The 22,354-nt window shown below is 45.4% G+C and carries 23 protein-coding genes; 9 read left to right on the forward strand and 14 right to left on the reverse strand.

The window, feature by feature from the left end; all coding sequences use genetic code 11:
• Positions 1-631: 631 nt before the first annotated feature.
• Positions 632-1,489: a glutathione-dependent disulfide-bond oxidoreductase gene (gene yghU, locus O9X84_RS18480; RefSeq protein ID WP_269521148.1), complete on the forward strand. Its 858-nt coding sequence runs from the start codon at positions 632-634 to the stop codon at positions 1,487-1,489.
• A 175-nt stretch (positions 1,490-1,664) separates the two neighbouring features.
• Here yghU and O9X84_RS18485 read toward each other — a convergent pair whose 3' ends face one another.
• From O9X84_RS18485 to argC, 7 genes are all read right to left on the reverse strand, one after another.
• Positions 1,665-2,072, reverse strand: a complete 408-nt coding sequence (locus O9X84_RS18485) for a hypothetical protein (RefSeq protein WP_269521149.1) — start codon at positions 2,070-2,072, stop codon at positions 1,665-1,667.
• A 339-nt stretch (positions 2,073-2,411) separates the two neighbouring features.
• On the reverse strand, positions 2,412-3,725 hold the full coding sequence (gene argA, locus O9X84_RS18490) for an amino-acid N-acetyltransferase (protein ID WP_269521150.1): 1,314 nt from the start codon (positions 3,723-3,725) through the stop codon (positions 2,412-2,414).
• Between the two features lie 18 nt (positions 3,726-3,743).
• Positions 3,744-5,147: an argininosuccinate lyase gene (gene argH, locus O9X84_RS18495; protein ID WP_269521151.1), complete on the reverse strand. Its 1,404-nt coding sequence runs from the start codon at positions 5,145-5,147 to the stop codon at positions 3,744-3,746.
• Positions 5,148-5,171: 24 nt separating this feature from the next.
• Positions 5,172-6,377 carry an argininosuccinate synthase gene (locus O9X84_RS18500; RefSeq protein WP_032095468.1) on the reverse strand — a complete coding sequence of 402 codons (1,206 nt, stop codon included), beginning with the start codon at positions 6,375-6,377 and terminating at the stop codon, positions 5,172-5,174.
• Positions 6,378-6,391: 14 nt separating this feature from the next.
• Positions 6,392-7,303: an ornithine carbamoyltransferase gene (locus O9X84_RS18505; protein WP_269521152.1), complete on the reverse strand. Its 912-nt coding sequence runs from the start codon at positions 7,301-7,303 to the stop codon at positions 6,392-6,394.
• Positions 7,300-8,106 (reverse strand): acetylglutamate kinase, encoded by an 807-nt coding sequence (argB, locus tag O9X84_RS18510; RefSeq protein WP_269521153.1) that lies wholly within the window; start codon positions 8,104-8,106, stop codon positions 7,300-7,302. The genes O9X84_RS18505 and argB overlap by 4 nt, the downstream gene beginning before the upstream one ends.
• Positions 8,103-9,116, reverse strand: coding sequence for an N-acetyl-gamma-glutamyl-phosphate reductase (gene argC / locus O9X84_RS18515; protein WP_269521154.1), 1,014 nt, complete (start codon positions 9,114-9,116; stop codon positions 8,103-8,105). The genes argB and argC overlap by 4 nt, the downstream gene beginning before the upstream one ends.
• Before the next feature lie 562 nt (positions 9,117-9,678).
• On the opposite strand from argC, the gene O9X84_RS18520 reads away from it, so the two are divergent.
• Positions 9,679-10,089: a methylglyoxal synthase gene (locus O9X84_RS18520; protein ID WP_269521155.1), complete on the forward strand. Its 411-nt coding sequence runs from the start codon at positions 9,679-9,681 to the stop codon at positions 10,087-10,089.
• 107 nt (positions 10,090-10,196) lie between these two features.
• Here the strand turns inward: O9X84_RS18520 and O9X84_RS18525 are convergent, their stop codons facing one another.
• The gene (locus O9X84_RS18525) at positions 10,197-11,069 is read right to left on the reverse strand and encodes a Spy/CpxP family protein refolding chaperone (protein ID WP_269521156.1); all 873 of its coding nucleotides are present in this window, start codon (positions 11,067-11,069) and stop codon (positions 10,197-10,199) included.
• Between the two features lie 247 nt (positions 11,070-11,316).
• Here O9X84_RS18525 and O9X84_RS18530 point away from each other — a divergent pair, with 247 nt between their 5' ends.
• The 4 genes from O9X84_RS18530 (at position 11,317) to trmL (ending at position 15,058) form a co-directional block, all read left to right on the forward strand.
• Positions 11,317-12,024 carry a response regulator transcription factor gene (locus O9X84_RS18530; protein WP_269521157.1) on the forward strand — a complete coding sequence of 236 codons (708 nt, stop codon included), beginning with the start codon at positions 11,317-11,319 and terminating at the stop codon, positions 12,022-12,024.
• Between the two features lie 5 nt (positions 12,025-12,029).
• Positions 12,030-13,379 (forward strand): ATP-binding protein, encoded by a 1,350-nt coding sequence (locus tag O9X84_RS18535; protein WP_269521158.1) that lies wholly within the window; start codon positions 12,030-12,032, stop codon positions 13,377-13,379.
• Positions 13,380-13,560: 181 nt separating this feature from the next.
• The gene (locus O9X84_RS18540) at positions 13,561-14,526 is read left to right on the forward strand and encodes an alpha/beta fold hydrolase (RefSeq protein WP_269521159.1); all 966 of its coding nucleotides are present in this window, start codon (positions 13,561-13,563) and stop codon (positions 14,524-14,526) included.
• A 67-nt stretch (positions 14,527-14,593) separates the two neighbouring features.
• Positions 14,594-15,058, forward strand: a complete 465-nt coding sequence (trmL, locus tag O9X84_RS18545) for a tRNA (uridine(34)/cytosine(34)/5-carboxymethylaminomethyluridine(34)-2'-O)-methyltransferase TrmL (protein ID WP_269521160.1) — start codon at positions 14,594-14,596, stop codon at positions 15,056-15,058.
• Between the two features lie 224 nt (positions 15,059-15,282).
• On the opposite strand, the gene gpsA is transcribed toward trmL, so the two are convergent.
• From gpsA to O9X84_RS18565, 4 genes are all read right to left on the reverse strand, one after another.
• A complete protein-coding gene (gene gpsA, locus O9X84_RS18550; RefSeq protein WP_269521170.1) occupies positions 15,283-16,326 on the reverse strand; it encodes an NAD(P)H-dependent glycerol-3-phosphate dehydrogenase in 1,044 nt (347 codons plus the stop codon).
• Between the two features lie 56 nt (positions 16,327-16,382).
• Positions 16,383-16,892 carry a protein-export chaperone SecB gene (gene secB / locus O9X84_RS18555; RefSeq protein WP_032095458.1) on the reverse strand — a complete coding sequence of 170 codons (510 nt, stop codon included), beginning with the start codon at positions 16,890-16,892 and terminating at the stop codon, positions 16,383-16,385.
• A 62-nt stretch (positions 16,893-16,954) separates the two neighbouring features.
• The gene (gene grxC, locus O9X84_RS18560; protein ID WP_269521161.1) at positions 16,955-17,215 is read right to left on the reverse strand and encodes a glutaredoxin 3; all 261 of its coding nucleotides are present in this window, start codon (positions 17,213-17,215) and stop codon (positions 16,955-16,957) included.
• Positions 17,216-17,228: 13 nt separating this feature from the next.
• Entirely contained in the window at positions 17,229-17,654 is a 426-nt protein-coding gene (locus O9X84_RS18565) for a rhodanese-like domain-containing protein (RefSeq protein ID WP_032095456.1), read from the reverse strand.
• A 336-nt stretch (positions 17,655-17,990) separates the two neighbouring features.
• On the opposite strand from O9X84_RS18565, the gene O9X84_RS18570 reads away from it, so the two are divergent.
• The 3 genes from O9X84_RS18570 to O9X84_RS18580 all read left to right on the forward strand — a co-directional run bounded on the left by O9X84_RS18570 (position 17,991) and on the right by O9X84_RS18580 (position 20,703).
• Complete coding sequence (locus O9X84_RS18570; protein ID WP_442864570.1) at positions 17,991-19,112, forward strand: murein hydrolase activator EnvC family protein; 1,122 nt, start codon at positions 17,991-17,993, stop codon at positions 19,110-19,112.
• A 216-nt stretch (positions 19,113-19,328) separates the two neighbouring features.
• Positions 19,329-20,126, forward strand: coding sequence for a divergent polysaccharide deacetylase family protein (locus tag O9X84_RS18575; RefSeq protein WP_269521163.1), 798 nt, complete (start codon positions 19,329-19,331; stop codon positions 20,124-20,126).
• Between the two features lie 148 nt (positions 20,127-20,274).
• Complete coding sequence (locus O9X84_RS18580) at positions 20,275-20,703, forward strand: MerC domain-containing protein (protein WP_269521164.1); 429 nt, start codon at positions 20,275-20,277, stop codon at positions 20,701-20,703.
• A gap of 71 nt (positions 20,704-20,774) precedes the next feature.
• Here O9X84_RS18580 and O9X84_RS18585 read toward each other — a convergent pair whose 3' ends face one another.
• Positions 20,775-21,464: a glycerophosphodiester phosphodiesterase gene (locus tag O9X84_RS18585; protein ID WP_269521165.1), complete on the reverse strand. Its 690-nt coding sequence runs from the start codon at positions 21,462-21,464 to the stop codon at positions 20,775-20,777.
• A gap of 8 nt (positions 21,465-21,472) precedes the next feature.
• Positions 21,473-22,354: a DMT family transporter gene (locus O9X84_RS18590; protein WP_269521166.1), complete on the reverse strand. Its 882-nt coding sequence runs from the start codon at positions 22,352-22,354 to the stop codon at positions 21,473-21,475.

Genomic DNA, 22,354 nt, shown 5'->3' on the forward strand with positions numbered 1-22,354 from the left:
TAGGAGTTAATTTACTTATTGCGTCACCAACAATGGCGATATGAAGTATGCAGGAGCCGTATACGAGGCCCGTACGTACGGTTCTGTGAGAGGGATGAGGCGGTGACGCCTCACCCTACTCGATGTATGTACTTTAAGGTGAAACATATTCTAGCAATCGCCTTTCCACCTGCCTCGGTAAAACATTGTCACCAATGTGCAACATTTTCCTCTATTTCTTCTTGAACTTTTCGCCTTAAATTTTATAACGCTATGAAAATATTGGATTTTTTTAAGTTGGCTTAATTATTGAAATTAGATGTTGAAATGCACAGTCGTGCAAGCACGCGTGATTAACAAGCGCGGTGCTAATGCAGTTAATTGATATGTACGGGTAAATGAGCGCTAGTGTAATCGGCTCATGTAATTCGCTAGTTCAACTCGCTAACGCTATCCGTACACTACCGCTTTGCGTGCAATGGAGTGTGCGCCTTTTATTGTAGGCCGAGCTGGTGAATCTCACCGCTCGGCTTTTTTTATGTTGGTGAGCCTATAACCTTGTTTATTGGTCGACACCGGTGAGCTCTATCTCTTTAAAAGTTGTTCTTAGTTAATAGATACATTTTACAAGCAGCGACAAAAAGGAAAAGCAATGTCAGCATCTGATAATTACACCCCCCCTAAAATATGGACGCAGGACAAAGACGACGGCAATAAGTGGGCTAGCATTAATCGCCCTGTGTCTGGTGCAACCCATGAAAAGGCCCGTGAACAAGGTGAGCATGGATTTCAACTTCATTCTTTAGCCACACCAAACGGGCAAAAAGTCACCATCATGCTAGAAGAGTTGTTGGCCGCAGGCATAGATGAGGCTGAGTATGACGCTTGGTTGGTGAATATCGGAGAGGGCGATCAATTTTCTTCAGGCTTTGTGGATGTAAACCCAAATAGTAAAATACCTGCGATGGTGGATACTACAACCACGCCGGAAACAAAGCTGTTTGAGTCTGGCTCCATCCTGATGTACTTAGCTGAAAAGTTCGATAAATTTATTCCCAAAGACGCTCATGCTAAAGCAGAATGCATGAACTGGTTATTCTGGCAGGTGGGCAGTGCGCCTTATCTCGGTGGTGGTTTTGGCCATTTTTACAGCTACGCGCCATACCCAATGGAGTACCCCATTAACCGCTTTACTATGGAAACGAAACGTCAATTAGACGTTTTAGATAAGCATTTGGCGAAGAACACATTCATGGCGGGAGACGAGTACAGCATAGCGGATATCGCGATATGGCCATGGTATGGCAACCTGGTGCTAGGTAATTTGTATGACGCCGCTACGTTTTTACAAGTAAATGATTATGCCCATCTGCTGGAATGGGCACAGCGTGTTGAAAAGCGCAAAGGTGTGCAGCGCGGCCGTATCGTTAATAAAACGTGGGGCGAAGACGGGCAGTTGGAGAACCGACACAGCGCTGCAGATATTGATGCCGCCCTAGCGAATAGCTAAAGATGTTTGAAATAAGAGTAAGGTGACTGTATAAAACGCCACCATTGACGTAGTCGGTGGTGGCGACACAGCTCTTATGCGTGATGCTGGTGACATTAACTAATGCAGTTAACTAATTCAGTTAATTATTGCAGTTAACCAATGCAGTTAAATCGGCACAGTTAATTAAGCGCAGTTAAACAAGCACAGCTCGGCTTTTATAGTAGGCTTTTTGCAACGGTTTCAGATCCCAATCTTCAAGTGATACCGAAAAACGAAAATCGCCAACGCTTCCTTCCCACCGTTTTTCTGGAGGCATTGCCCATGATTTCATAAACACCAATTTTCCTTGGATACAGTGCAGCACATCAACATTTTGCTCGCCGTCGGCACCATAGTATTTAGTTTCTGTAATAGCAGAACCTTCTTCGCAGGGCTCGTTAAAGAACACGAAACCTCGATAACGGCCCTTATCGCTAATGGTTAATAGGGCTGCATAGTTCTCATCCATATATACCTTACGCAAAGCAGGTAAATCTCCTTTTACTCTCTTTATTTGGACACGACGCTTTTCGTCAAACCATGACCAACCCTTGCTACCCATAAAATTAAGTTCTTCTCGTTTCAAGGCGTGTTTACTCATACTTTTATATGAAAAAAAGACGCCTGCACCAATGGTGAGAAGCACAAAGACAATAGCAGCAGTGAGTAGTCGTGATGTATGAAGCGCCATAACGATAAAGAGAAGTGAGTGATAGTAAAGTTATCTGAATATACGTGGGTAAGGTGGTAAACGTTTGTTTATCTCATCCAATTAACCGGAATTTAATGTGGATACTAACTTGCTTTATGACCTGCGGTCGCTCAAAAAACGACGACTTTACGGCAATAACATCGAGCGGCATGGAAGTACAAGCAGGCCGCTAATTAGCCAGTAAAGCTGCTATTCCACCTCTAGTGTAAACACCTTTGAGTTGCGCTGGAAGTTGTACAGCTCTTTTTTCACTTCTGGCAAAGCACTGATATCCGCAGGCTGAAACCCTTGCTCTAAAAACCAGTGGGCCGTCACTGTAGTCAGTACAAATATACGATTGATACACGCTTCTTTAGCTCGCCTGCATACTTCTTCTAGTATACGTTCACCGCGGTTTTTGCCGCGGTAATCTTGATGTGTGGCCACACAGGCAAGCTCGGCACAGTCATCCTCGGGATACAGATAAAGTGCTGCGCAAGCGATAATCATTCCGTCACGTACAATAACGATAAATTGATTAATCTCACTCTCAAGGCGCTCGCGAGAACGTTTGACTAGCACTCCACTGTCTTCTAATGGCTTAATAAGGTTCAGTATACCGCCCACATCGTCAATGGTTGCAGCTCGCAATTGCTCGTAATGATGTTCCATCACTAACGAGCCTGTGCCATCGCGAGTGAACAGCTCTTGAAGCAGTGCACCGTCGTTTTCATAGCTAATGCAGTGTGCTCGCGGCACGCCAGCAGATACGCTAGTAGTGAGGGCGCGAAGTACTGTATGTTCCGTAGTAATGTTGCCTTCCATTATCATCTTTTCTAACTGAGGGCGCTCGATGGTGCGAAGTAATTTACCATCGCTGTTATAAATGCCGTCGTAGTTTGAAAACACAATGAGCTTATCGGCTTTAAGTGTAATTGCAGCTTGAATAGCCACATCTTCATGAGACAGGTTAAATACCTCTCCTGTGGCTGAATAGCCCATGGGTGAAAGCAGTGCGATTGAACCGTCATTCAGGTGGTCATTGATGCCAGTAATATCAATACGGCGCACCAATCCGGTGTTTTCGAAGTCGATACCATTGCGAACGCCCATGGGTTTAGCAACCACTAAATTTCCGGAGCAAACGCGTATTTGCGCGCCGTGCATGGGAGAGTTTGGTAGTCCCATCGTTAACAAGGCTTCTACTTGAGAGCGCACTGAGCCAGCTGCGTCTTTTACGCACTCCAACGTTTGCTTGTCAGTAATTCTAACGCCGTTTTCAAAGCGCCCTTCAATATTGCGAAGGGCAACTCTTGAGTCTATTTGAGGCCTTGCACCGTGCACAATAACTACGCGCACGCCAAGGGTATTCAGCAAAGCAATATCGTGAATAATATTAGGGAAATTGGGATGCTCAATGGCTTCGCCACCGAACATCAATACAAAGGTCTTTCCCTGGTGGGCATTGATATAAGGCAGCGAGCTGCGAAATAATTTAATGCCATCGTGATGCGCTAATACCATGCAAGTATTTCCCTATCGCTACCCTTGTTTATCCAAGCTTTCCAGCTCTTGATCCAGACTTTCCAGTTCTTGATACAGCGCTTTAGTCACTGTCTCTTTACTGGTTCCGCCAAGTATATTTCGTTGATTAACGCCAAACTCAAGCTGCAGCACCGGATAGACGTCATCTTCAATTTTATCGCAAATAGATTGCAGCTGGCTAAGAGGTAAATCTTCAATAGCACAGCCATTATCAATGGCTTGAAGTACGACGCGGCCTGCAATGTCGTGACCGGTTCTAAACGGAATGCCTTTGCCCACCAAGTAATCTGCAAGTTCAGTGGCATTAGAATACCCTTGAGCTGCGGCAATGCGGCAACGCTCCTCGTTTAGCTGCAGCGAGTCGAGTACTTCACTGGCAATGCACAAACAAATATGCCATTGATTGACAGCGTCAATGGCACCTTCTTTGTCTTCCTGCATATCTTTGTTGTACGCAAGAGGCAACCCTTTCATGGTGACTAGCAGTGCTTGTAGTGAACCGAATACTCGACCGCACTTTCCACGCATCAGTTCCAAAGCATCAGGGTTTTTCTTCTGAGGCATAAGTGAAGAGCCCGATGTTACGCTATCACCTAACTGCAGAAAGCCAGCTTCGCCAGAGTTGTAAAAAATCATATCTTCAGCCAGGCGAGATAAGTGCATCATGCTGGTGCTTGCAGTAAACAACAGCTCAAGCACGAAATCGCGATCTGAGACTGCGTCTAGGCTATTTAGGCACGGAGAATCAAACCCTAACTCATCGGCAATGGCATGGCGGTCGACAGGAAATGTTGTGCCAGCTAATGCACCAGAGCCCAGCGGACACTGGTTCATTCTTGCTTTTAGGTCATCAAGTCGACTTAGATCGCGCTTTAGCATTTCAACGTACGCCAAGCACCAATGTGCAAAGTGAATAGGTTGAGCGCGCTGTAAGTGGGTATAGCCAGGAATGATAGCTTCCTGGTGGCGACTTGCTGCGTTTAGCAGCGATTTAATGACGCCAAGAACGTCGCTGCGAAGTGAAGCAATATGTTCGCGAACCCATAGCCTGAAATCAGTGGCAACTTGGTCATTGCGACTTCTACCCGTGTGTAGTTTTCTGCCAATATCACCCAGCTTTTCAATAAGCGCAGCTTCTACAAAGCTGTGAATATCTTCTTCGCTAGAGGCATCAAAATCTAACTCGCCGGCATCAGCTTGCGCTTTAAGCTCGCTCAGTGCTGCTTCTAGTTGCTGCTGTTCGTCAACAGTGAGCACGCCCGCTTTATGCAGCGCCCGTGACCAACTTATTGAGCCTTGTATATCTTGGCTCGCCATAACACGGTCAAACGGCAAAGAGTCGTTAACCTGCTTAAACATACTACTTGCACCGGATTCAAACCGGCCACCCCACAACGCCATGTGATACTCCTTTAACCTTTGTGATTAGCCTTGGTTTTTTAATGCTTCAATACGACTAGATAGGCTGAATAAACGGATAAATCCTTCAGCGTGTTTTTGATCGTATACATCATCGGCGCCAAATGTGGCGAAGTCTTCAGAATACAAGCTGTTAGGCGAGCGACGCTGGGTTACTGTTGCCTGACCTTTATAAAGTTTAACCACGATATCACCCGTCACTTTTTTCGCAAAGGATGCCGCACCAGCAAGCAGTGAATCGTTTAGCGCAGTAAACCAACGTCCGTCATACATCACGTGGGAAAACTCTAAACCAATTTGCTCACGGTATTTAAGTGCTGCTTTATCAAGTACCATGGTCTCAAGGGCTTTGTATGCTTTTAGTAGCACTGTGCCGCCAGGAGTTTCATAACAGCCACGAGATTTCATGCCTACCAAACGGTTTTCAACAATATCAATACGACCCACGCCGTGTGCCGCTGCTACCGTGTTTAGCTTAACTAACGCTTGGTATGGCGATAATGCTTCACCGTCAATGTGAGTCAGTCTACCTTCGTTAAATGACAAATTTATGCGCTCTGGTGTGTTTGGCGCATCTTCCGGGTCTACCGTCATGGTCCAGACTTCTTTCGTAGGCTCTTGCCATGGATCTTCAAGCTCGCCGCCTTCGTGAGAAATATGCCATGCGTTGGCGTCACGGCTGTATATCTTTGTTGCCGAGGCCGTAGTGGCAATGTTGCGCTCGGCCAAATAGGCCAATAGGTCTTCGCGACTTACCATATCCCACTCACGCCATGGTGCGATAACCGTTAAATCTGGTGCTAGTGCAGCAAAGGTACTTTCAAAGCGTACTTGGTCATTACCTTTACCGGTACAGCCGTGACACAGTGCATCAGCACCTACTTTTCTTGCCACTTCTACTTGCGCTTTAGCGATAACAGGGCGGGCCATTGAAGTACCTAATAGATACTCGCCTTCATATACAGCGCCTGTGGTAATTGTAGGAAAGATGTAGTCGTTAACGAACTCTTCTTTCAAATCGATGATGTGGCACTCGCTAGCACCTGAAGCGATCGCTTTTTCATGAAGGCCTTCAAGCTCTTCATCCCCTTGACCTACATCAGCGGCAAACGCCACTACTTCACAGTCATAGTTTTCTTTAAGCCATGGAATGATAGCTGAGGTATCAAGTCCGCCGGAGTAGGCCAACACGATTTTTTTAACGTTTTGCATCTAAGTAGTTCCTCTTAGGCACTGAGTAATTGAGTAAGGATGGCGTTTTGGCCATGCATTCTGTTTTCGGCTTGCTGCATTAATAGCGACTTGTCGCTATCAATTAATGAGCCAGTAATTTCTAAGTCACGATGAGCCGGCTGGCAGTGCATTACACAGCTTGCACCCGATGCCTCCATAAGCGCTTCGTTCACTTGATACGGCATAAACGTTGCCTTAATAGTTTCAAGCGGGGTGTCATCACCCATAGAAAGCCAAGTGTCGGTATAGATGACATCGGTACCATTTGCGGCTTCTAACTCGTTACTTTCAACAATGGTTGCGCCGGTTTTTTCAGCTAGCGTTTTGGCATGAGCCACAATACTAGCATCTGCTTCGTGACCTTTCGGGGTGATCACAACTTGGTTGCAACCTAACAGGGCACCAACAATCAATAGCGAATGGGTTACGTTGTTGCCATCGCCGATATAGGTCATGGTTAACCCTTTGGTTTTACCAAAACGCTCGAACATGGTGAGGTAGTCGGCCAAGCCTTGGCAAGGGTGGTACTTATCGCACAATGCGTTTACAACAGGTACATTTGCCGTTTCAGCATAGGTCTCTAATGTCGAGTGAGAAAATACGCGAGCAACAATGGCATCCGCCCAGCACGAAAGGTTTGCTGCGGTATCTACCGAGTCTTCACGACCCGCCAGCTTGCCCGATTGCACATCAAGATACACCATGTGGCCGCCAAGCTTGTTAATACCAATATCAAAGCTCACTCGTGTGCGCAGAGACGGTTTTTCAAATAGCGCAACAATCGACTTTCCTTTTAGCACATTGCTATAACTTGCCGGTGCGTGCTTTATTTCAACCGCAAGTTTAAGTAATGCTTCCATTGCCTCTGGTGTCCAGTTGGCAAAAGTTAATAAATCCTGTTTCATTCGTTGTCTCCCAAGACGCCATTCAGTGGCGAAGTCTCGCTGGGTATAATTTGTGTACCCGTATTTTTATTAAGTATGTCAGTGATGTCTGCTGTCCAACTGGCAATGTAGACCGCACGTGATAGGGTGTTTGCTGACTGAAGGGCCGCGTCGACTTTAACCTTCATGCCATCAATAATAACGCCGGTAGTAGAGTATTCCTCTATACGCGTTGCATCTAACTCGCCGATAAGCACTTTGTCGCCATCGAGCACGCCATCAACGTTGGAAAGCAGTAACAGCTCAGCATCAAGTAATTCAGCAATTACCGTTGCTGCCTGGTCTGCGTTGATGTTGAGTAATCTACCTTGGACACTTGAGCCTATAGAGCTAATGATCGGCAGCACCGACTGGGCTAGAATACTCTTTATAAAGGTAGCGTCTGCAGTAGCAGGAGCCCCTACTGCACCGTATTTATCAGCCAGTGGTTCGCACACTACCATATTACCATCAAGCAGCGATAAGCCTGCAGGAGTTAAGCCCGATGCTATTGCCGCAGCGCAAAGTTGTTTGTTTGCCGAACCCGCTAATGCGCCACAAATGTAAGGCATATGCTCATCGGGTGTTACCCTTAACCCATCTATCTTAGTGCTTACAAGCCCTAAGCTAGCCATTAGGGTTTCCACCAATGGGCCGCCGCCATGCACAACCGCAACAGGACGGCTTTTTTGAACTTCTTTAATGCTTAAAAACAACCGTGTCATCGCAGCAGCGTCGTCTAATAACGCGCCACCTACTTTTATGACGATGGGGGAACGGCTCATAGTACTAACCCTGTTTCTATTGGCTGCTTAGTCATTAGGTTTACGCATTGAATGGCCTGCGATGCTGCCCCTTTCATAACATTATCAATCGCTGATGTGACAACGGCATAACCTGATGACTCATCAAGCTTCCAGTAAAGGTCAACAAATGGCGTGTGCGCTACATCATCTATTTTGGGGAAGCTGCTGCGTAACCGAACAATAGGCTTATCAGCATAGGCAGCTTTATAGGCTTCATCAAGTTGCTCTTGTGTGACACCAGACTTTAGTTTCACCGTTACCGTAGCTAAGATCCCGCGTTTAAAATTACCTAAATGAGGGGTGAAGATAACGGGTGTGCCGAGGTATGCCTCAATTTCCGGCGTATGGCGATGACCTAAAACCCCATAGGCATGCAGGCTAACTTCGAAAAAACTGGTGGTAAGGCTTGCCTTTCTACCGGCCCCAGAGACACCGGATACCGCATTAATGACGGGGCGAACAGCGTTATCTAACAAATTGTTTTCACCCAGCGGTTTGAGGGCGGTTAAGCTGGCGGTGGGGTAGCAGCCCGGTACAGCAATAATTTGGGCTTGCGCAATAGACGATGAATACCACTCAGCCAGTCCGTAAACCGCATTGTTTAAACTTTCTTGCTGCTTGTGAGGAAAACCATAAAAGGCCTCGAATACTTCAGTGTCTTTTAGCCTAAATGCGCCAGACAGATCGAGTACTTTTGCTGAGCCTGAGGTAAGTAATGGCATCCAGTCGTGGCTTGCTTCATGAGGCGTTGCTAAGAATATAAAGTCAACGTCATGCGCTAACGACTTTAAAATGCTGTCGCTAATGGGGATAAGTGTTGCATCAATATGTGCTAACTTTCCATGAAGCTCGCCAATGGGCTTGTTGGCATCTGCGCTGTTTGATGACACATAGGTTCCAGACAGCGTCAATTCAGGATGCTGTTGAACTAATTCTACAAGCTGTGCCCCTGTGTAACCACTGGCACCAATAATTGATACGTTATACATAATAAGTCTATTTTGAATAAAGAGAAAAAAATCACTTTTTACCTTTGTAAACTGATTGGACTTTAGTGCCTAACCGCTACCACATTACAAAGGTAAAAAGTGTGCTACTGCAACAGCATAGATGAACGCGAGCGTCGTCGCACACTATGCAAAGTGTAGCTAGCCTGGGGAGTAGTAAACATGGTTACGTTGCTATTGAAATTAGCAGCGTAATGAGATGTTGTCATTATGCATTCCTGTATCTGTCATCCTTTCAGTGGACGACTGTTTTGACCGTGGGTAAGTCTATCAATTCTGAATTTATATGCAATATTAATGTATAAATATTTTGAATTGAATTATCTCTCTCGCTTTTTGCAGGGATATATTCGTTAACTAATATAGTACATTAGTCTCTGTTACATAAATTTGACACGGACTTCGCTGATATTGAATATTTATACACACCATTTTGGCAAGGATAGCTATGTAAACAGCATAAGACGCGTTACACTTTCCCTGTTTTCAAATTGGTTGTCACAATTGTAATTATCGGTAAACACATAAAAAGGCAGATTCAGCGATGAGCAAGCTTACGGTGGCCCTGGTTGCCCACGATCACAAAAAACCTGAGTTATTAGCGTGGGCTAGTGAGCATAAAAAGATATTAGAACAGTGTAATCTCGTAGCCACGGGAACAACGGGGGGGCTGGTGGCTGATGAAATCGGACTTCCGGTACAGCGCTTTCAAAGCGGACCGTTAGGCGGTGACCAGCAAATTGGGGCGCTGATTGCAGAAAATAAATTAGATGCTTTATTCTTTTTCTGGGACCCGTTAAATGCCGCTCCTCACGACCCTGACGTAAAAGCGTTGTTGCGTTTGTGTTCCGTATGGAATGTGCCCGTGGCGTGCACACCAGCAACCGCCGATTTAGTTGTTACATCACCGCTATTTTTATCGCCGGAATATAAGCCGGTAAAACCAAGCTTTTAATTGTTAAGAACAGTAGGCTTAGAATAGCCGAGAGCAATGTCTCGGCTATGAATAAACGGTAAGTGGAATAAGCACTATTAGGCTTAAGCGCTATTGAGGTAAGCGCCTTACTTTAGTAGGTCCATCAATCCTCGCATTTCTCTCTTTTTGCTTTTAAGCGCTTCTTGCTGCTCGTCGGAAAGCACTGCCATTAATGTACTTCTAAATTTGACCTTTTCAACGCCAGCAGCGATAAGGTCGTCTTCATATTTCGCGCTAAGGGCGATAAACGCATCTTCAGAGAACGCATTACTTCTCACTAAGTCGCGCTGTGCCTGTTTAAATATTTTCACTGTTTCGCGATGAGTTACTGCACGCTCTTTCTGTGAATCAATCAATTGCGCAATCTCGGCCTTTTGTTCATCAGACAAAGAAAGGCCAGCAAATTGCTTCATCTCTCTTTGGCCGCGCTGCTGTTTGTCGCCTCTGCTATCTTTATGCGACTGCATAGCCTGCTCTCTGCCTTCATGTTTGCGTTCACGCTTCTCTTCAAATTTAGACTGGCGCTCATCGAGTTCTGCTTGCTGCTCTGTGGTTAACACGGCAAAAACATCGTGACGTAATGTTGCAAATTTAAGCTGTTTTGACGATTGCTTGGCAACACGCTGTGCCACCAACTCAGTAATTTCAGCGTCCGTCGCCGTGGCTAAATCTAATCTTGACGTTGAGTCAGCTTTTCTACGTTCTCCTTTTGAATGCCCCTTGGCTTCACTAGGATTGTCTTCTTTAAATTGAGTGACTAACGCTTTAATTTCACTTTTTTGTGCTTCACTAAGAGAAAGGCCGCGAAGCTGCTGAACCATCTGTTTAACTGAAAATTTCGCTGATTGATGGTGACGCATTTTTGTGTCGTGATGCTTGGCATAAGCAAAACCACTGATACCTACAGTCGCTACAATTGCGCTAGTAATTAGTAATCGTTTAATAAGTAATCGTTTCATTTTCGTCTCCTTTTATTTGACACTGATAGATTAGTACCAATCGTCCAGCTATACAGTCAGTAAACTGTAAAGCTTGTGTAAAGGCGATACGATATCAAGACTAGAAAGAGTGGAAGCGATATAGTAGCTATATAGAAGTTATGTAGAAGCTGTGTAGCCCAGTAATAGCATTGCTTAGCAGCGTGCAGTTTTAATCAATGGGCACAGCGGGTACGGGAATAAATCATAGAAAGGTGAGTGTGTTTTCATGAGCAAGGAGTTCCATCTACAGTCTGTATTAGTCATCGATGATGATATTGAACTAACCGATATGTTGTCGACTTACCTCTCTGGTATGGGATATAGCGTTAACGTGAAAAACGACGGTGAAGCCGGATTGTCTGAAGCAATATCCGGCCATCATTACGACCTTATTCTTCTCGATGTAATGATGCCAAAAATGGACGGTTTCGACGTGCTCCAAAAACTTCGCGCTAGCCATACTACACCAGTGCTTATGTTGACGGCTCGCGGTGATGACTACGACAGGATCTTAGGTCTTGAATTGGGAGCCGATGATTATTTGCCAAAGCCCTTTAACCATAGAGAGCTAGTAGCGCGAATTAAAGCTATAGTGCGCCGCTACACCTTGTCTGCCGCTGGCGGCGGTACAGAGCAAGACCTTCTGATTAATGACATTTTCCTTAGCCCTAGCAGTCAGCAGGTCAAGGTGAACGATATAGCGCTAGAGCTGACAACCACAGAGTTTATGGTGCTCAGGCTTTTAATGCTCAATGCCGCACAAAGAGTGACAAAAGAGCAAATTAGCTTAAAAGTATTGGGCAAACCCTTACAAGCCTTTGATAGAAATATCGATATGCACGTGAGCAATTTACGTAAGAAAATATCTGCAGTGGCGCCTGGTGATAAGATAAAAACCCTGCGCGGTGTGGGCTATATGCTGCTGAGGGAGTAATGCAGATGTTTAAAAAGTTAAATCCAACACGCAAAATTATGGGGCGCATTTTTTTGTGGTTTTGGGCTACATTTCTTGTGACAGCAGCGCTGGCCGTTGTGGGGACACGGTTTTTCTTCGAAGAATTAGAAGTTGTTGATATTAAACCTCAGGATGTGCGCGCACTGTCAGTTTCTGTATCGCGAATTCAGCGAAACAATACACAGCAAGTACCTCTCGTTAAACTGCTTAACCGCTTCGAGCGAGAAAGACGGTGGCGTTTAATCGCTGTGAATACCAACAGCAAACAAGTCATTGCGCCTTCCGGTCCGCCTCTTCGTGATGTTGATGTTCGGGCGCTGCAAAATTTAATTGGGCAAGAGTCTGTCATTGCGATCAAACGCGGTGCGGTTAAATTTTCTGGACCTCTGTATTTCAATTATGGTGGTGAACGTTATGCGCTGTTTTCAGCGAAGTTAGAACGAAGCGAAGAAAATAAGCCATCGTTTTCACTGCTGTTTTTTATTGCCTTACTTACCACAACCATACTGAGTTGGTTGTTTGCGCGATCGTTGACTTTACCTATTCTTGATATACAAAGTTCAGCCAAAAAACTCGCTAGCGGGCAGTGGGATACGCGAGTAGGCTTTGCATCGAATCGCCATGATGAATTAGGTGAGCTAGCCCGAGACTTCAATACAATGGCAGCACGATTACAAGCCATGTGGGGCTCACAGAAGCGCCTCTTAGCTGATGTATCTCATGAGTTGAGGTCGCCACTGGCTAGGCTACAAATGGCATTAGGACTGGCGTATCAACAAAACGTAGACCCTGACACATTAAGCCGAGTTGAGCGAGAAGCTGAGCGCATGGAAGCCTTGGTGGCACAGCTACTTACGCTAAGTCGTGTTGAGGCTGGTCATGTGTCGCTTACCAAGCAGCCCCTAGCCGAAGTGCTCAACGATGTATTTACTGACGCTAACTTTGAGGCACAGAACAACAATAAGCAGCTTAGCATTGCTCAAATACCACAAATAACCGTTGAGGTTGATAGCAGCATGCTCTGCAGAGCGGTGGAAAACGTGATACGAAATGCAATTCGTCACAGCACGCAGCTTACTTCAATTGCTTTTGAGCATGACGATACACGGTGGCATATTACTGTTTCAGACGATGGTGATGGTTTGTCACAAAAAGAGTGCGAGCAAATATTTTCGCCGTTCTATCGAGCATCTCTGGCCCGAGAACGTGAGTCGGGTGGTGTTGGTCTTGGGCTCTCTATTGCAAAGGCGGCCGTAGAATTACATAACGGAGTTATTTGCGCTGAGCCGCAAAGTGCCAAAGGGTTAAAGGTGACTTTATCCTTTCCCCGGTAGTTCATTGCGTTGCCCTAGGGCGTGTTGATCTTTGCTGTATATTTAGCCCAGAACTCGTACGTCAAAGCTCAATACGCCCTCATCTACTATTAAATAAATAAAACTTTGTGAGTATGTTGGTAAAGTACCTAGGTTTTTAGGTATTATTTCGAAATAACAACTTTATAACAAGGCAAAACACATGGAATGGACGTTCACGTCTGAAAATGACCTGGCGACGACGTTTGCTACGGCAATAAACCCATTCTGGCAAGAGCACGTCACTGAAGGGGCTTTTAAAGGTCAAGGAGGTTTCAGTGTTCGGTACGCGTTTTGTATTCCAAGGAACCCGCGTTCCACGGTGGTCATCAGTTCTGGCAGAATTGAGTCTTATTTAAAGTATAAAGAGCTTATCTTTGACCTATACCAAAATGGGTTTGCTGTCTTCATTCTTGATCATCGAGGGCAGGGGCTGTCTGATAGACTAACTCATGACCCTCAACACGGCTATGTAAGCAGCTTCGATGACTATGTGGACGATCTGATTACCTTCGTTAAAGAAATAGTAAAGCCAAAACAGTGTGGCGAGTTACAGCTTGTGTGTCACTCAATGGGTGGGGCAATCGGTGCGCTAACCCTTTTACGAGTGCCTACTCTATTTGACAAAGCCGTATTGGCCTCGCCAATGTTTGGCATTAAACCAGCCTTGCCTGACTGGGTGGCCAACGGACTTATTCGTACCGGCCTGGCCGTAAATAGAATGAGAAAGCAGCAGTCGGGATACTTTTTTGGCCAAACGCCTTACATCGCATTTCCCTATTCATTGAATAAACTCACTCACAGCAAATCCCGCTATGCACTATTTCGTTCGCTGTATGATGAAGAGCAAGAAATACAGTTGGGCGGCGTGACCACAGAATGGCTAGCTGCTGCGCATGAAGCTATGCACCGAATAGAAGATAGTGCTAGAGCCGTCACCACACCTATGATAATTTTTAGTGCCGATGGTGACAGCATTATTGATAATACTCGTCAGCGCCGAGTGGCAAAGAAAATGCCAAATGCAGAGTTAGAAGTCATACCAAGGGCCTATCACGAGTTATTTACCGAGTCGGACTCCATACGCGAGTCCGTGCTTAATCGACTATGTGATTACCTTTCTAGCTAAACGCAATGGAAGTATCGCAACTCATTTTAATGCCCTTAACTTTATAGCAGTAAGTAGAACTCACAGCATGTTTGATATTGTACTTTACCAACCTGAAATTCCACCTAATACAGGCAACATTATTCGTTTATGCGCCAATAGTGGTTTCGCGCTACACCTCATTGAGCCTCTTGGCTTTGAATGGGATGATAAACGAGTACGACGGGCTGGCCTCGATTATCACGAGTTTGCCCATGTGAAACGACATGCAAATTTAGACGCCTACATTGAAGATGCAAAACCCACGCGAATTTTTGCATGCACCACCAAGGGAAAGGCCTTTCATAGCGATGTAAGCTATAAAAAAGGTGATGCGTTAATATTTGGCCCTGAGACGAGAGGGCTACCTGATGAATTTATTCAGTCTCTTCCTGAAGGGCAGCGAGTAAGAATTCCTATGCTGCCAGACAGTCGCAGTATGAACCTATCTAATGCCGTGTCTGTGTTTGTTTATGAGAGCTGGCGTCAAATGGGATACGAAGGAGCAAGATAGTCTATAGCAATGGAAGCCTTTCGCGTAGAGACCATTTTACGTTGCAGTCAATTCGCGTTGAAATCATTTTGCGTTGAGGCCATTTCGCATTGAGACTCCCTCCCGCTGAATACCTTCTTAAAAGCATAAAAAAAGCGCTGCGTGATAAAACGCTGCGCTTTTTTAGTGCTAGATTTCCGCTTTTGCTACGCTTGGGTAAACGAAGTTTCAGTCACTGAAGACGACTAGCCTTCAGTTCGAAGGTCCCGTCCTAACAGCGCTAAAGCTGCCTCTTTAGGGTTTTTATCGTGATACAGAACGGCATAAATTTGCTCACAAATCGGCATTTCTACACCAACCTTGTTCGACAATATATGCACTTCTTCGGTATTTCTGTAACCTTCAACCACTTGCCCAATTTCTTCTATGGCGACATCAACCGTCTTACCTTGACCAAGTGCCAAGCCAAAGCGGCGGTTACGAGACTGATTATCTGTGCAGGTAAGCACTAAATCGCCAAGTCCAGCCATGCCCATAAAGGTTTCAGGGTTTGCGCCAAGCTTTACGCCTAAGCGGGTTAGTTCGGCAAGACCTCGGGTTATTAGCGCAGTACGAGCATTGGCACCAAAGCCTAAGCCGTCGGCCAATCCCGCACCAATTGCGATAACGTTTTTCACTGCGCCACCAAGCTGTACGCCGGTAAAATCTGAGTTTTTATACACTCTGAACGATTTTGCACAGTGAAGCTTTGCCGAAAATTCATCAGCGAAAGTATCGTCTGTTGAGGATAACGAGATAGCAGTGGGCAATCCCGCTACCATTTCTTTGGCGAAGGTTGGGCCAGAGAGTACTGCCAGAGGGTAATCATGACCTAAGATTTCTTCGGCTACTTCTCGCAACAAACGTCCGGTTTTGGGTTCGAGACCTTTTGTCGCCCAGATAATTCTGTGGTGAGGTTTTAGCAAAGGTTTTAAGCTTGTCAGCATAGTCGCAAAAGCGTGACTTGGTACAACCACTAAAATGTCTTTGCTGGCTGCCACAACGTTTTCTAAATCAGCATTTACCTGTAGCGCATCAGGAAACGTTGCTCCCGGTAGGTATCGAGCGTTTTCTCGAGACTCTGCGAGTGCTTGTATATGCTTATCGTCCCGCCCCCACAATAGTGTTGGATTACCATTTCTGGCAAGACAAAAAGCAAGAGCAGTGCCGTAAGACCCTGCTCCCAACACCGAGGTAGAAGGTACCGTGGTAGACGGTACCGCAGTAGACGGTACCGCAGTAGACGGCATTGAGATAGATGCAACAGAAACCGAAGGTTCACCAGCCGTCTTTGTGTTCACGTTATTTACGCGTCCATCTTAGGCGCTTGGCCCTGTGCTTGTTGCGCACGTTTTTGCACATAAGCTGCAAAGATTGCATCAAAATTTACAGGTGCAAGGTTAAGTGGAGGGAACGTTCCACGGTTAACCAAGTTAGAGATGGTTTCACGCGCATAAGGGAAAAGCATATTCGGGCAGAACGAACCAAGAGTATGGGCTTTATTCTGGTCCGGCATTTCGCCAATAGCAAAGATACCTGCTTGTTGAACTTCGCAAAGGAACGCTGTTTCTTCACCAAGAGACGCAGTAACGGTGACAGAAAGCACCACTTCGTATACGTTTTCTTCTAGCTTGTTCGTGCTAGTGTCGATATCCAGCTTAATTTCAGGCTTCCACTCTTTAGTGTAGATAGCCGGTGCATTGGGTGATTCAAAAGAAATGTCTTTGGTATAAATGCGTTGAATATTAAATTGTGGTCCCTGCTGAGCCTGTTCGCCTGCAGCCTCGCCGTTGTTTGTCTGATTTTCGTCAGCCATGATAATTCCTATATATTTGTTGTTTTATTTTAAGTTTAGCGCGTTGCTGTCGTGCTGACGCCTTATGCTAAACCCAGCATTGGGTTTAGTTTATTCGCGGCTTCTAAAGCCATCATATCGTCACAGCCACCCACGTGCTGATCATCGATAAAAATCTGCGGTACTGTCCAGCCACCGTTCGCACGCTCAATCATAACGTCGCGCAATTCAGGCTGCACGTCGATGGGATATTCAGTAAATTCCACACCTTTTTGCGTGAGTAGTGCTTTTGCACGATGGCAGTATGGGCAATGGCCCTTGGTGTAAAGTTCAACGTTGCTCATAAAAGGTTACCTATTATTTTGAAACGGGAAGGCTGGCGCTTTGCCATGCATTCATACCGCCTTTCAATACATTCACATTTGCGAAGCCGTCTTTTTGCATCGCACTTGCCGTACCACGAGCCTGATTACCCATAGCGCATACTACGATAATGGGTTTGTCTTTGCTGTTTTCAAGCTTCTTGAAGTTTTTCTCGCGAAGCTCTTCTGGTTTTATTTGTCTAGCACCGAGAATGTGTCCGGTTTTAAAGTCTTTTGCGGGACGAGTATCAAATATCACCGCGTCTTCTTTATTGATTAAAAGCGTTGCTTCATGGGTGCTTAATTCTTTTACCGACGAGGTGAGCCCGCTGACATAACTAAATATCAACATTGCCACTAACGCCACCCACACACCAGCAAGAACAATATTGTTACTGGCAAATTCAATTAGTTGATCCATTACTGCTAACCCTGTCTACAGACCTTGAAAAGAGTGCAAAGTATATAGAAAAATCGGCGAGAAACCAGTCTGCCGTTATTCGTCGCTCGCATCAGCACTCCTATTTGCTTCAGATGACTGATATCGCGTTAAAATTGAACTGGGATTATGACAGAGCCTCGGATACACTCATTCATGTAACATTGACTGCGTTTTGTCATTTAGGCTACGTCAATGTCACATGCTTGATGAGATAACCATTTCGAACTGACACACAGTAATGCTTTTTAACGGGATACCTTCACCGCTTTTATGTTTTTAAGAACCGCACTTTCTCTTCTACTTGCTAGCTTGCTAATGCTTCTGTCGCCGCTTTCGTTCGGTCAAAGCTCAGTTAAGGATTCTGCGCATGCAGAACAAAAAGAGCAGTTGGCACAACTGCAGGCAGAATTAGTCGCCAGGCAGCAGGTGCTTAAAAATAGCAAAGCAAGTGCAGAGGAGCTTGAAGGTGTGCTTAAGCAGTCTGAGCTTGAAATAGCCAAGGTTGCAAAAGCATTGAGTAGCACCAAGCAGTCTTTAGATAAGATAAAAAGCGAACAACAGGCACTTGAAAAAGAGCAGAGCGAATTGAAAACCGCGATCCGTCAGCAGCAGTCGCTACTTGCCAGTCAGCTTAAAAGCGCCTTTATGGCAGGGCATTACGACTATGCAAAAATGCTGTTTTATCAAGAAGACGCAAAGACTTTCGAACGCGTTATCACCTATTACAAATATGTTGCTAAAGCACGTCAAAAAGAGATAGAAACCTTTAGAGATAATGTGGCTCGTTTAGAAACGGTTAACGAGGAACTGGTTGAAAAAGCACAATCGTTAGCGCGCCTTCAAGATGAGCAAGAAAGTCAGCGTGCCATTTTGCTGACTCGACAAAACGATCGCAAAGCCACATTGAACAAGCTCAATCAAACTATTGCGACAGAAAGCCAGCGAATTGCCTCCCTGCAAGCCAACGAACAGGCCTTGGTGGATGCTATCGAAAAAGCGCGTATTGCGGCAGAGCGCGCCGCACGAGAAGCGACGATTACGCTAGATGGATTGGCCAAGTTGAAAGGACAGCTCGATTCACCAGTGAAAGGGCGTATACGCAAGCTCTTTGGAAACAGAAGACAGGGACAGGTGCGATGGAAAGGTATTATCATCGACGGCGCAGAAGGCGACCCGGTTAATACAATTGCCGAAGGCAAAGTGCTGTATGCCGATTGGTTGCGCGGTTTTGGGCTGGTTTCTATTGTGGATCACGGTGACGGCTACATGAGCGTGTATGGGCACAATCAAGCGCTGTTAAAACAGGCCGGAGACGAGGTGCGAAGAGGAGAGCGTATCGCTTTAGTAGGGCGCAGCGGGGGGCAAGAGTTTCCCAATTTGTATTTTGAAATTCGCCATAAAGGAAAAGCGGTTAATCCAACCATTTATATAAAGTAGCTGCGTTGGCATTACATGCTTCACTAGCATGGTTAGTTTTATCAGTTTTATTTGTTGGTATGCTAGGTCCGCGCTTCTAAAGTGGGCTTAGGGCTGTGCTTTTCTGAGTTGGGTGTGCGAGCTTTCTTTTGTTCGTTCTGCAAGCGTATGCTCAAAAATTTAGCACGATAAAACATAAACAAATAATAATAAATAAATGGATACTGTTAGGTGTACGTGCGTCGTTTTTTAATAGGTTTTACCATAGTGATAAGTGTGGTTAGCAGTCTTATTAGCTTATCTGCTGTTGCAAAGCCCAACATCATTGTCATTCTCGATGACCTTGGCTACAGACCCACTGACGTTGCTGCTTTTTCACTTCCTAAAGAGGTGGCGTTTTCAATTCTTCCGCAAACGCCGCTGTCAAAAATCATCGCACAACGAGCCGCTCAGGAAGGCCGCCCTGTGATGCTACACATGCCAATGCAAGCCACAAATCAGAAGTCCATGGGGCCGCTAGGTTTAAGTACCGACATGTTTCCAGCTGCTATTACCCACACGTTGCGAAAAGCCATCAAAAGTGTGCCTAATGCAATTGGGGTAAACAATCACATGGGGAGCGCCTTTACAGGCCAAGAGGACTCAATGAAAGCGCTTATGGAAGAAATTAAGCGCCAAGGTTTGTTTTTTGTTGATAGCAGAACAACGGTCTTAACGAAAGCTCAGGAAGTTGCTGAGCGGGTGGGTGTACCGAATGCGAGTCGACAGATTTTTTTAGATCATCAACGCAACCCTGAATTTTTCAAGCGCCAGTTTGAAAGAATGAAAAACATAGCAACGGATAAAGGTCACGTAGTGGTAATAGGTCATCCACACCCTGAAACCATTGACTTTTTAAAGCAGCATTTACCCTCTCTAGAAACTGAGGGCTTTAATCTATTATCTATTGCAGATTATTTCACCCGCGACGACCAACATGACCAATTGTTTGCCACTTATCCTACCGATAGCGTTACATCATCACCTAATGAGTAGCAATTAGTTCAAACGGCGAGAACTTGCAAAATAGTGCGAAGAAACACTTTTATACTCTTTCAATATAAAGTTTAATGCGAAGAAATTTTTCATTTCTCCTTATTTGTTATATTATAACGTCTCTGACATGTTTTAATATAAGGCAACCATGGCTCCTCTTGATGACAATCCAGCGAAATTAGACAAACTAGGCATTTGGGTGTCTGGTCTGTGTGCGCTGCATTGCCTTGCGCTGCCAGTGCTTATTCCTTTGCTCCCCTTGATTGGTTCAACCTTTTTCGCTCAGGTGTGGTTCGAGCGTACTATCTTGTCATTTTCTTTATTGGTTGGCGCAGTAGCCCTCATTAGCGGTGCAACCCGTTACCACGGTCGGTATTATCCACTTGTTTTGCTGTTAACCGGTGGCGTAATATATTGGAATAAAGATATATTCGGCGAGTCCTACGAGCCTTTCACTATAGCTGCGGGGGCATTTCTGATTGTAGCGGGGCATTGGGTAAACATGCGTCTTTGCCGCCAATGTAAGTGCTGCAAAGACACGATATTGTCGAACCATTTATCTACAGAGATAAAGTAGGTTGCAATCTTAATCTCTTTGGTAATAATCAGTTAAGTCAGAAGTTCGACCGCAACATTATTAAAAATGTATCAGCTGAACTCTTTCAGCGCCGTATCAGGCACATTAGTAAATATACCTGTCACTCCCCACTTGGCTAGCTGCTGCATGTCTCTCGGTTCATCCACCGTGTACACATACACTTCAAAGCCTTGTGAGCGTACTTTCTCAACAAATTCTTTTTCAACTGTGTCTAATGCAATGTTCACAGAGTAAGCGTTAAGTGCTCTTGCACTTGCTGTGCAGTCCAGTTCGTAGCTTGCGGTTAATGCACCAATTTTAACCTCAGGCCACCGAGCCACAATCCCAGCCAGCCAATGATGATTAAATGACGATATCAGCACTTGATCGTGTGTAACCGCGCTTTGTGCGATGGCCTGTTTAGTTTGATCAACCCAGGTGTCGATACACTGGAGGTGCTTTATTTCAATATTGCACCAGCATCCTTTGGGCACAGTGGCTAAAGTGCTGTCTAAAGTAGGAATGTGTTCACCCTCACCAACATCTAAATTGCGTAGGGTAGACCAAGGCGTATCTAACAGATAACCAGGTGTAAGGGCTCGTCGCAGCAGCAGTCTGTCGTGAAAAACAATAATGCCGCTTTCGTGTTGATAGGTGTCGAACTCAATGCCATCGGCACCTTGCTCAAATGCTAGATTAAATGCTTTTAATGTATTCTCTGGAGCGGCTTTACTGGCACCACGGTGGGCAAAAATACGCATGGTAATTCCTACTCATCTTGCACGTTTGATTGATGAAGCTTGTGTGTATTTAGCGTTTCGTAAACCGATGCAGAGGTGATAAGAATACCGCCAAATAAAGTGCGAAGTGTAGGGCTTTCATCAAGCACAATGATGGCGAGTGCTACGCCGTAAAGTGGCTGCATACAAGCGATTAGAGAAAATGTTTTTGCACGCAAGTGGCGTAACGTCGCTGCAATAAGCGCATGTGGCAGCGCAGTAAAAACAGTACCCAGTAACAATAGCATGAGCCAATCTTGAGTTGTTGCCTTACCAATGCTGCTATTAATAGTAGGCAGCAGTACTGCGATGATCACTAGGGTTTGCCACGCCATGGCCTTTGCCCCACTGTACTGCTTAAAATGTTTGCGATGAATAATATTTCTAAACGCGTACAAAATAGCCGAGCCAATACCTATCAATACGCCGAGCGTGACTTCATTTTCTAACGAAGACTCGGGCACAATAAGATAAACGCCAACAATGACGGTGAGGGCGGATACAATGTCTTGCCATACCAAGCCTGTTTTTTCAAACAAAGGCTCAATGAGCACGGTGATAACAGGAAAGGTAAAAAGCGCTATCATTCCAACAGAGACACCGGCGTACTGCATGGCTGCAAAATATGAAATCCAATGCAGTGCCATCAGCACGCCAAGTCCTGTCGCAATAAGGTAATCACGGCGAGAACGCAGTGAAAGCGTGTCTTTCGTCAATACTAAGAATGCAAATAGGGCAATACACGCAAAAACAGAGCGTACAAGCGTGATATCACTAGCGCTTAACGGGACCAGGCGGGAAAAAAGTGCCGTGCCACCGAGAAGAACAACAGTAAAATGTAGCGATATCAGACTTTTTTTAACAGCATCCAT

This window comes from Alteromonas sp. BMJM2 (assembly GCF_027257845.1).
Lineage (GTDB): Bacteria > Pseudomonadota > Gammaproteobacteria > Enterobacterales > Alteromonadaceae > Alteromonas.

What these genes read in the sequence shown, in the direction of transcription:
- argA (WP_269521150.1), bottom strand. Translation starts at nt 3,725, where the DNA reads ATGGTATTAGCGCATCACGATGGCATTAAATTATTTCGCAGCTCGCTG.
- trmL (WP_269521160.1), top strand. Translation starts at nt 14,594, where the DNA reads ATGTTTGATATTGTACTTTACCAACCTGAAATTCCACCTAATACAGGC.
- grxC (WP_269521161.1), bottom strand. Translation starts at nt 17,215, where the DNA reads ATGAGCAACGTTGAACTTTACACCAAGGGCCATTGCCCATACTGCCAT.
- yghU (WP_269521148.1), top strand. Translation starts at nt 632, where the DNA reads ATGTCAGCATCTGATAATTACACCCCCCCTAAAATATGGACGCAGGAC.
- O9X84_RS18580 (WP_269521164.1), top strand. Translation starts at nt 20,275, where the DNA reads ATGGCTCCTCTTGATGACAATCCAGCGAAATTAGACAAACTAGGCATT.
- O9X84_RS18485 (WP_269521149.1), bottom strand. Translation starts at nt 2,072, where the DNA reads ATGGGTAGCAAGGGTTGGTCATGGTTTGACGAAAAGCGTCGTGTCCAA.
- O9X84_RS18530 (WP_269521157.1), top strand. Translation starts at nt 11,317, where the DNA reads ATGAGCAAGGAGTTCCATCTACAGTCTGTATTAGTCATCGATGATGAT.
- O9X84_RS18590 (WP_269521166.1), bottom strand. Translation starts at nt 22,354, where the DNA reads ATGGATGCTGTTAAAAAAAGTCTGATATCGCTACATTTTACTGTTGTT.
- O9X84_RS18500 (WP_032095468.1), bottom strand. Translation starts at nt 6,377, where the DNA reads ATGCAAAACGTTAAAAAAATCGTGTTGGCCTACTCCGGCGGACTTGAT.
- O9X84_RS18535 (WP_269521158.1), top strand. Translation starts at nt 12,030, where the DNA reads ATGTTTAAAAAGTTAAATCCAACACGCAAAATTATGGGGCGCATTTTT.
- gpsA (WP_269521170.1), bottom strand. Translation starts at nt 16,326, where the DNA reads ATGCCGTCTACTGCGGTACCGTCTACTGCGGTACCGTCTACCACGGTA.
- O9X84_RS18520 (WP_269521155.1), top strand. Translation starts at nt 9,679, where the DNA reads ATGAGCAAGCTTACGGTGGCCCTGGTTGCCCACGATCACAAAAAACCT.
- O9X84_RS18565 (WP_032095456.1), bottom strand. Translation starts at nt 17,654, where the DNA reads ATGGATCAACTAATTGAATTTGCCAGTAACAATATTGTTCTTGCTGGT.
- secB (WP_032095458.1), bottom strand. Translation starts at nt 16,892, where the DNA reads ATGGCTGACGAAAATCAGACAAACAACGGCGAGGCTGCAGGCGAACAG.
- argC (WP_269521154.1), bottom strand. Translation starts at nt 9,116, where the DNA reads ATGTATAACGTATCAATTATTGGTGCCAGTGGTTACACAGGGGCACAG.
- O9X84_RS18585 (WP_269521165.1), bottom strand. Translation starts at nt 21,464, where the DNA reads ATGCGTATTTTTGCCCACCGTGGTGCCAGTAAAGCCGCTCCAGAGAAT.
- O9X84_RS18525 (WP_269521156.1), bottom strand. Translation starts at nt 11,069, where the DNA reads ATGAAACGATTACTTATTAAACGATTACTAATTACTAGCGCAATTGTA.
- O9X84_RS18505 (WP_269521152.1), bottom strand. Translation starts at nt 7,303, where the DNA reads ATGAAACAGGATTTATTAACTTTTGCCAACTGGACACCAGAGGCAATG.
- argH (WP_269521151.1), bottom strand. Translation starts at nt 5,147, where the DNA reads ATGGCGTTGTGGGGTGGCCGGTTTGAATCCGGTGCAAGTAGTATGTTT.
- argB (WP_269521153.1), bottom strand. Translation starts at nt 8,106, where the DNA reads ATGAGCCGTTCCCCCATCGTCATAAAAGTAGGTGGCGCGTTATTAGAC.
- O9X84_RS18540 (WP_269521159.1), top strand. Translation starts at nt 13,561, where the DNA reads ATGGAATGGACGTTCACGTCTGAAAATGACCTGGCGACGACGTTTGCT.
- O9X84_RS18570 (WP_442864570.1), top strand. Translation starts at nt 17,991, where the DNA reads ATGCTTCTGTCGCCGCTTTCGTTCGGTCAAAGCTCAGTTAAGGATTCT.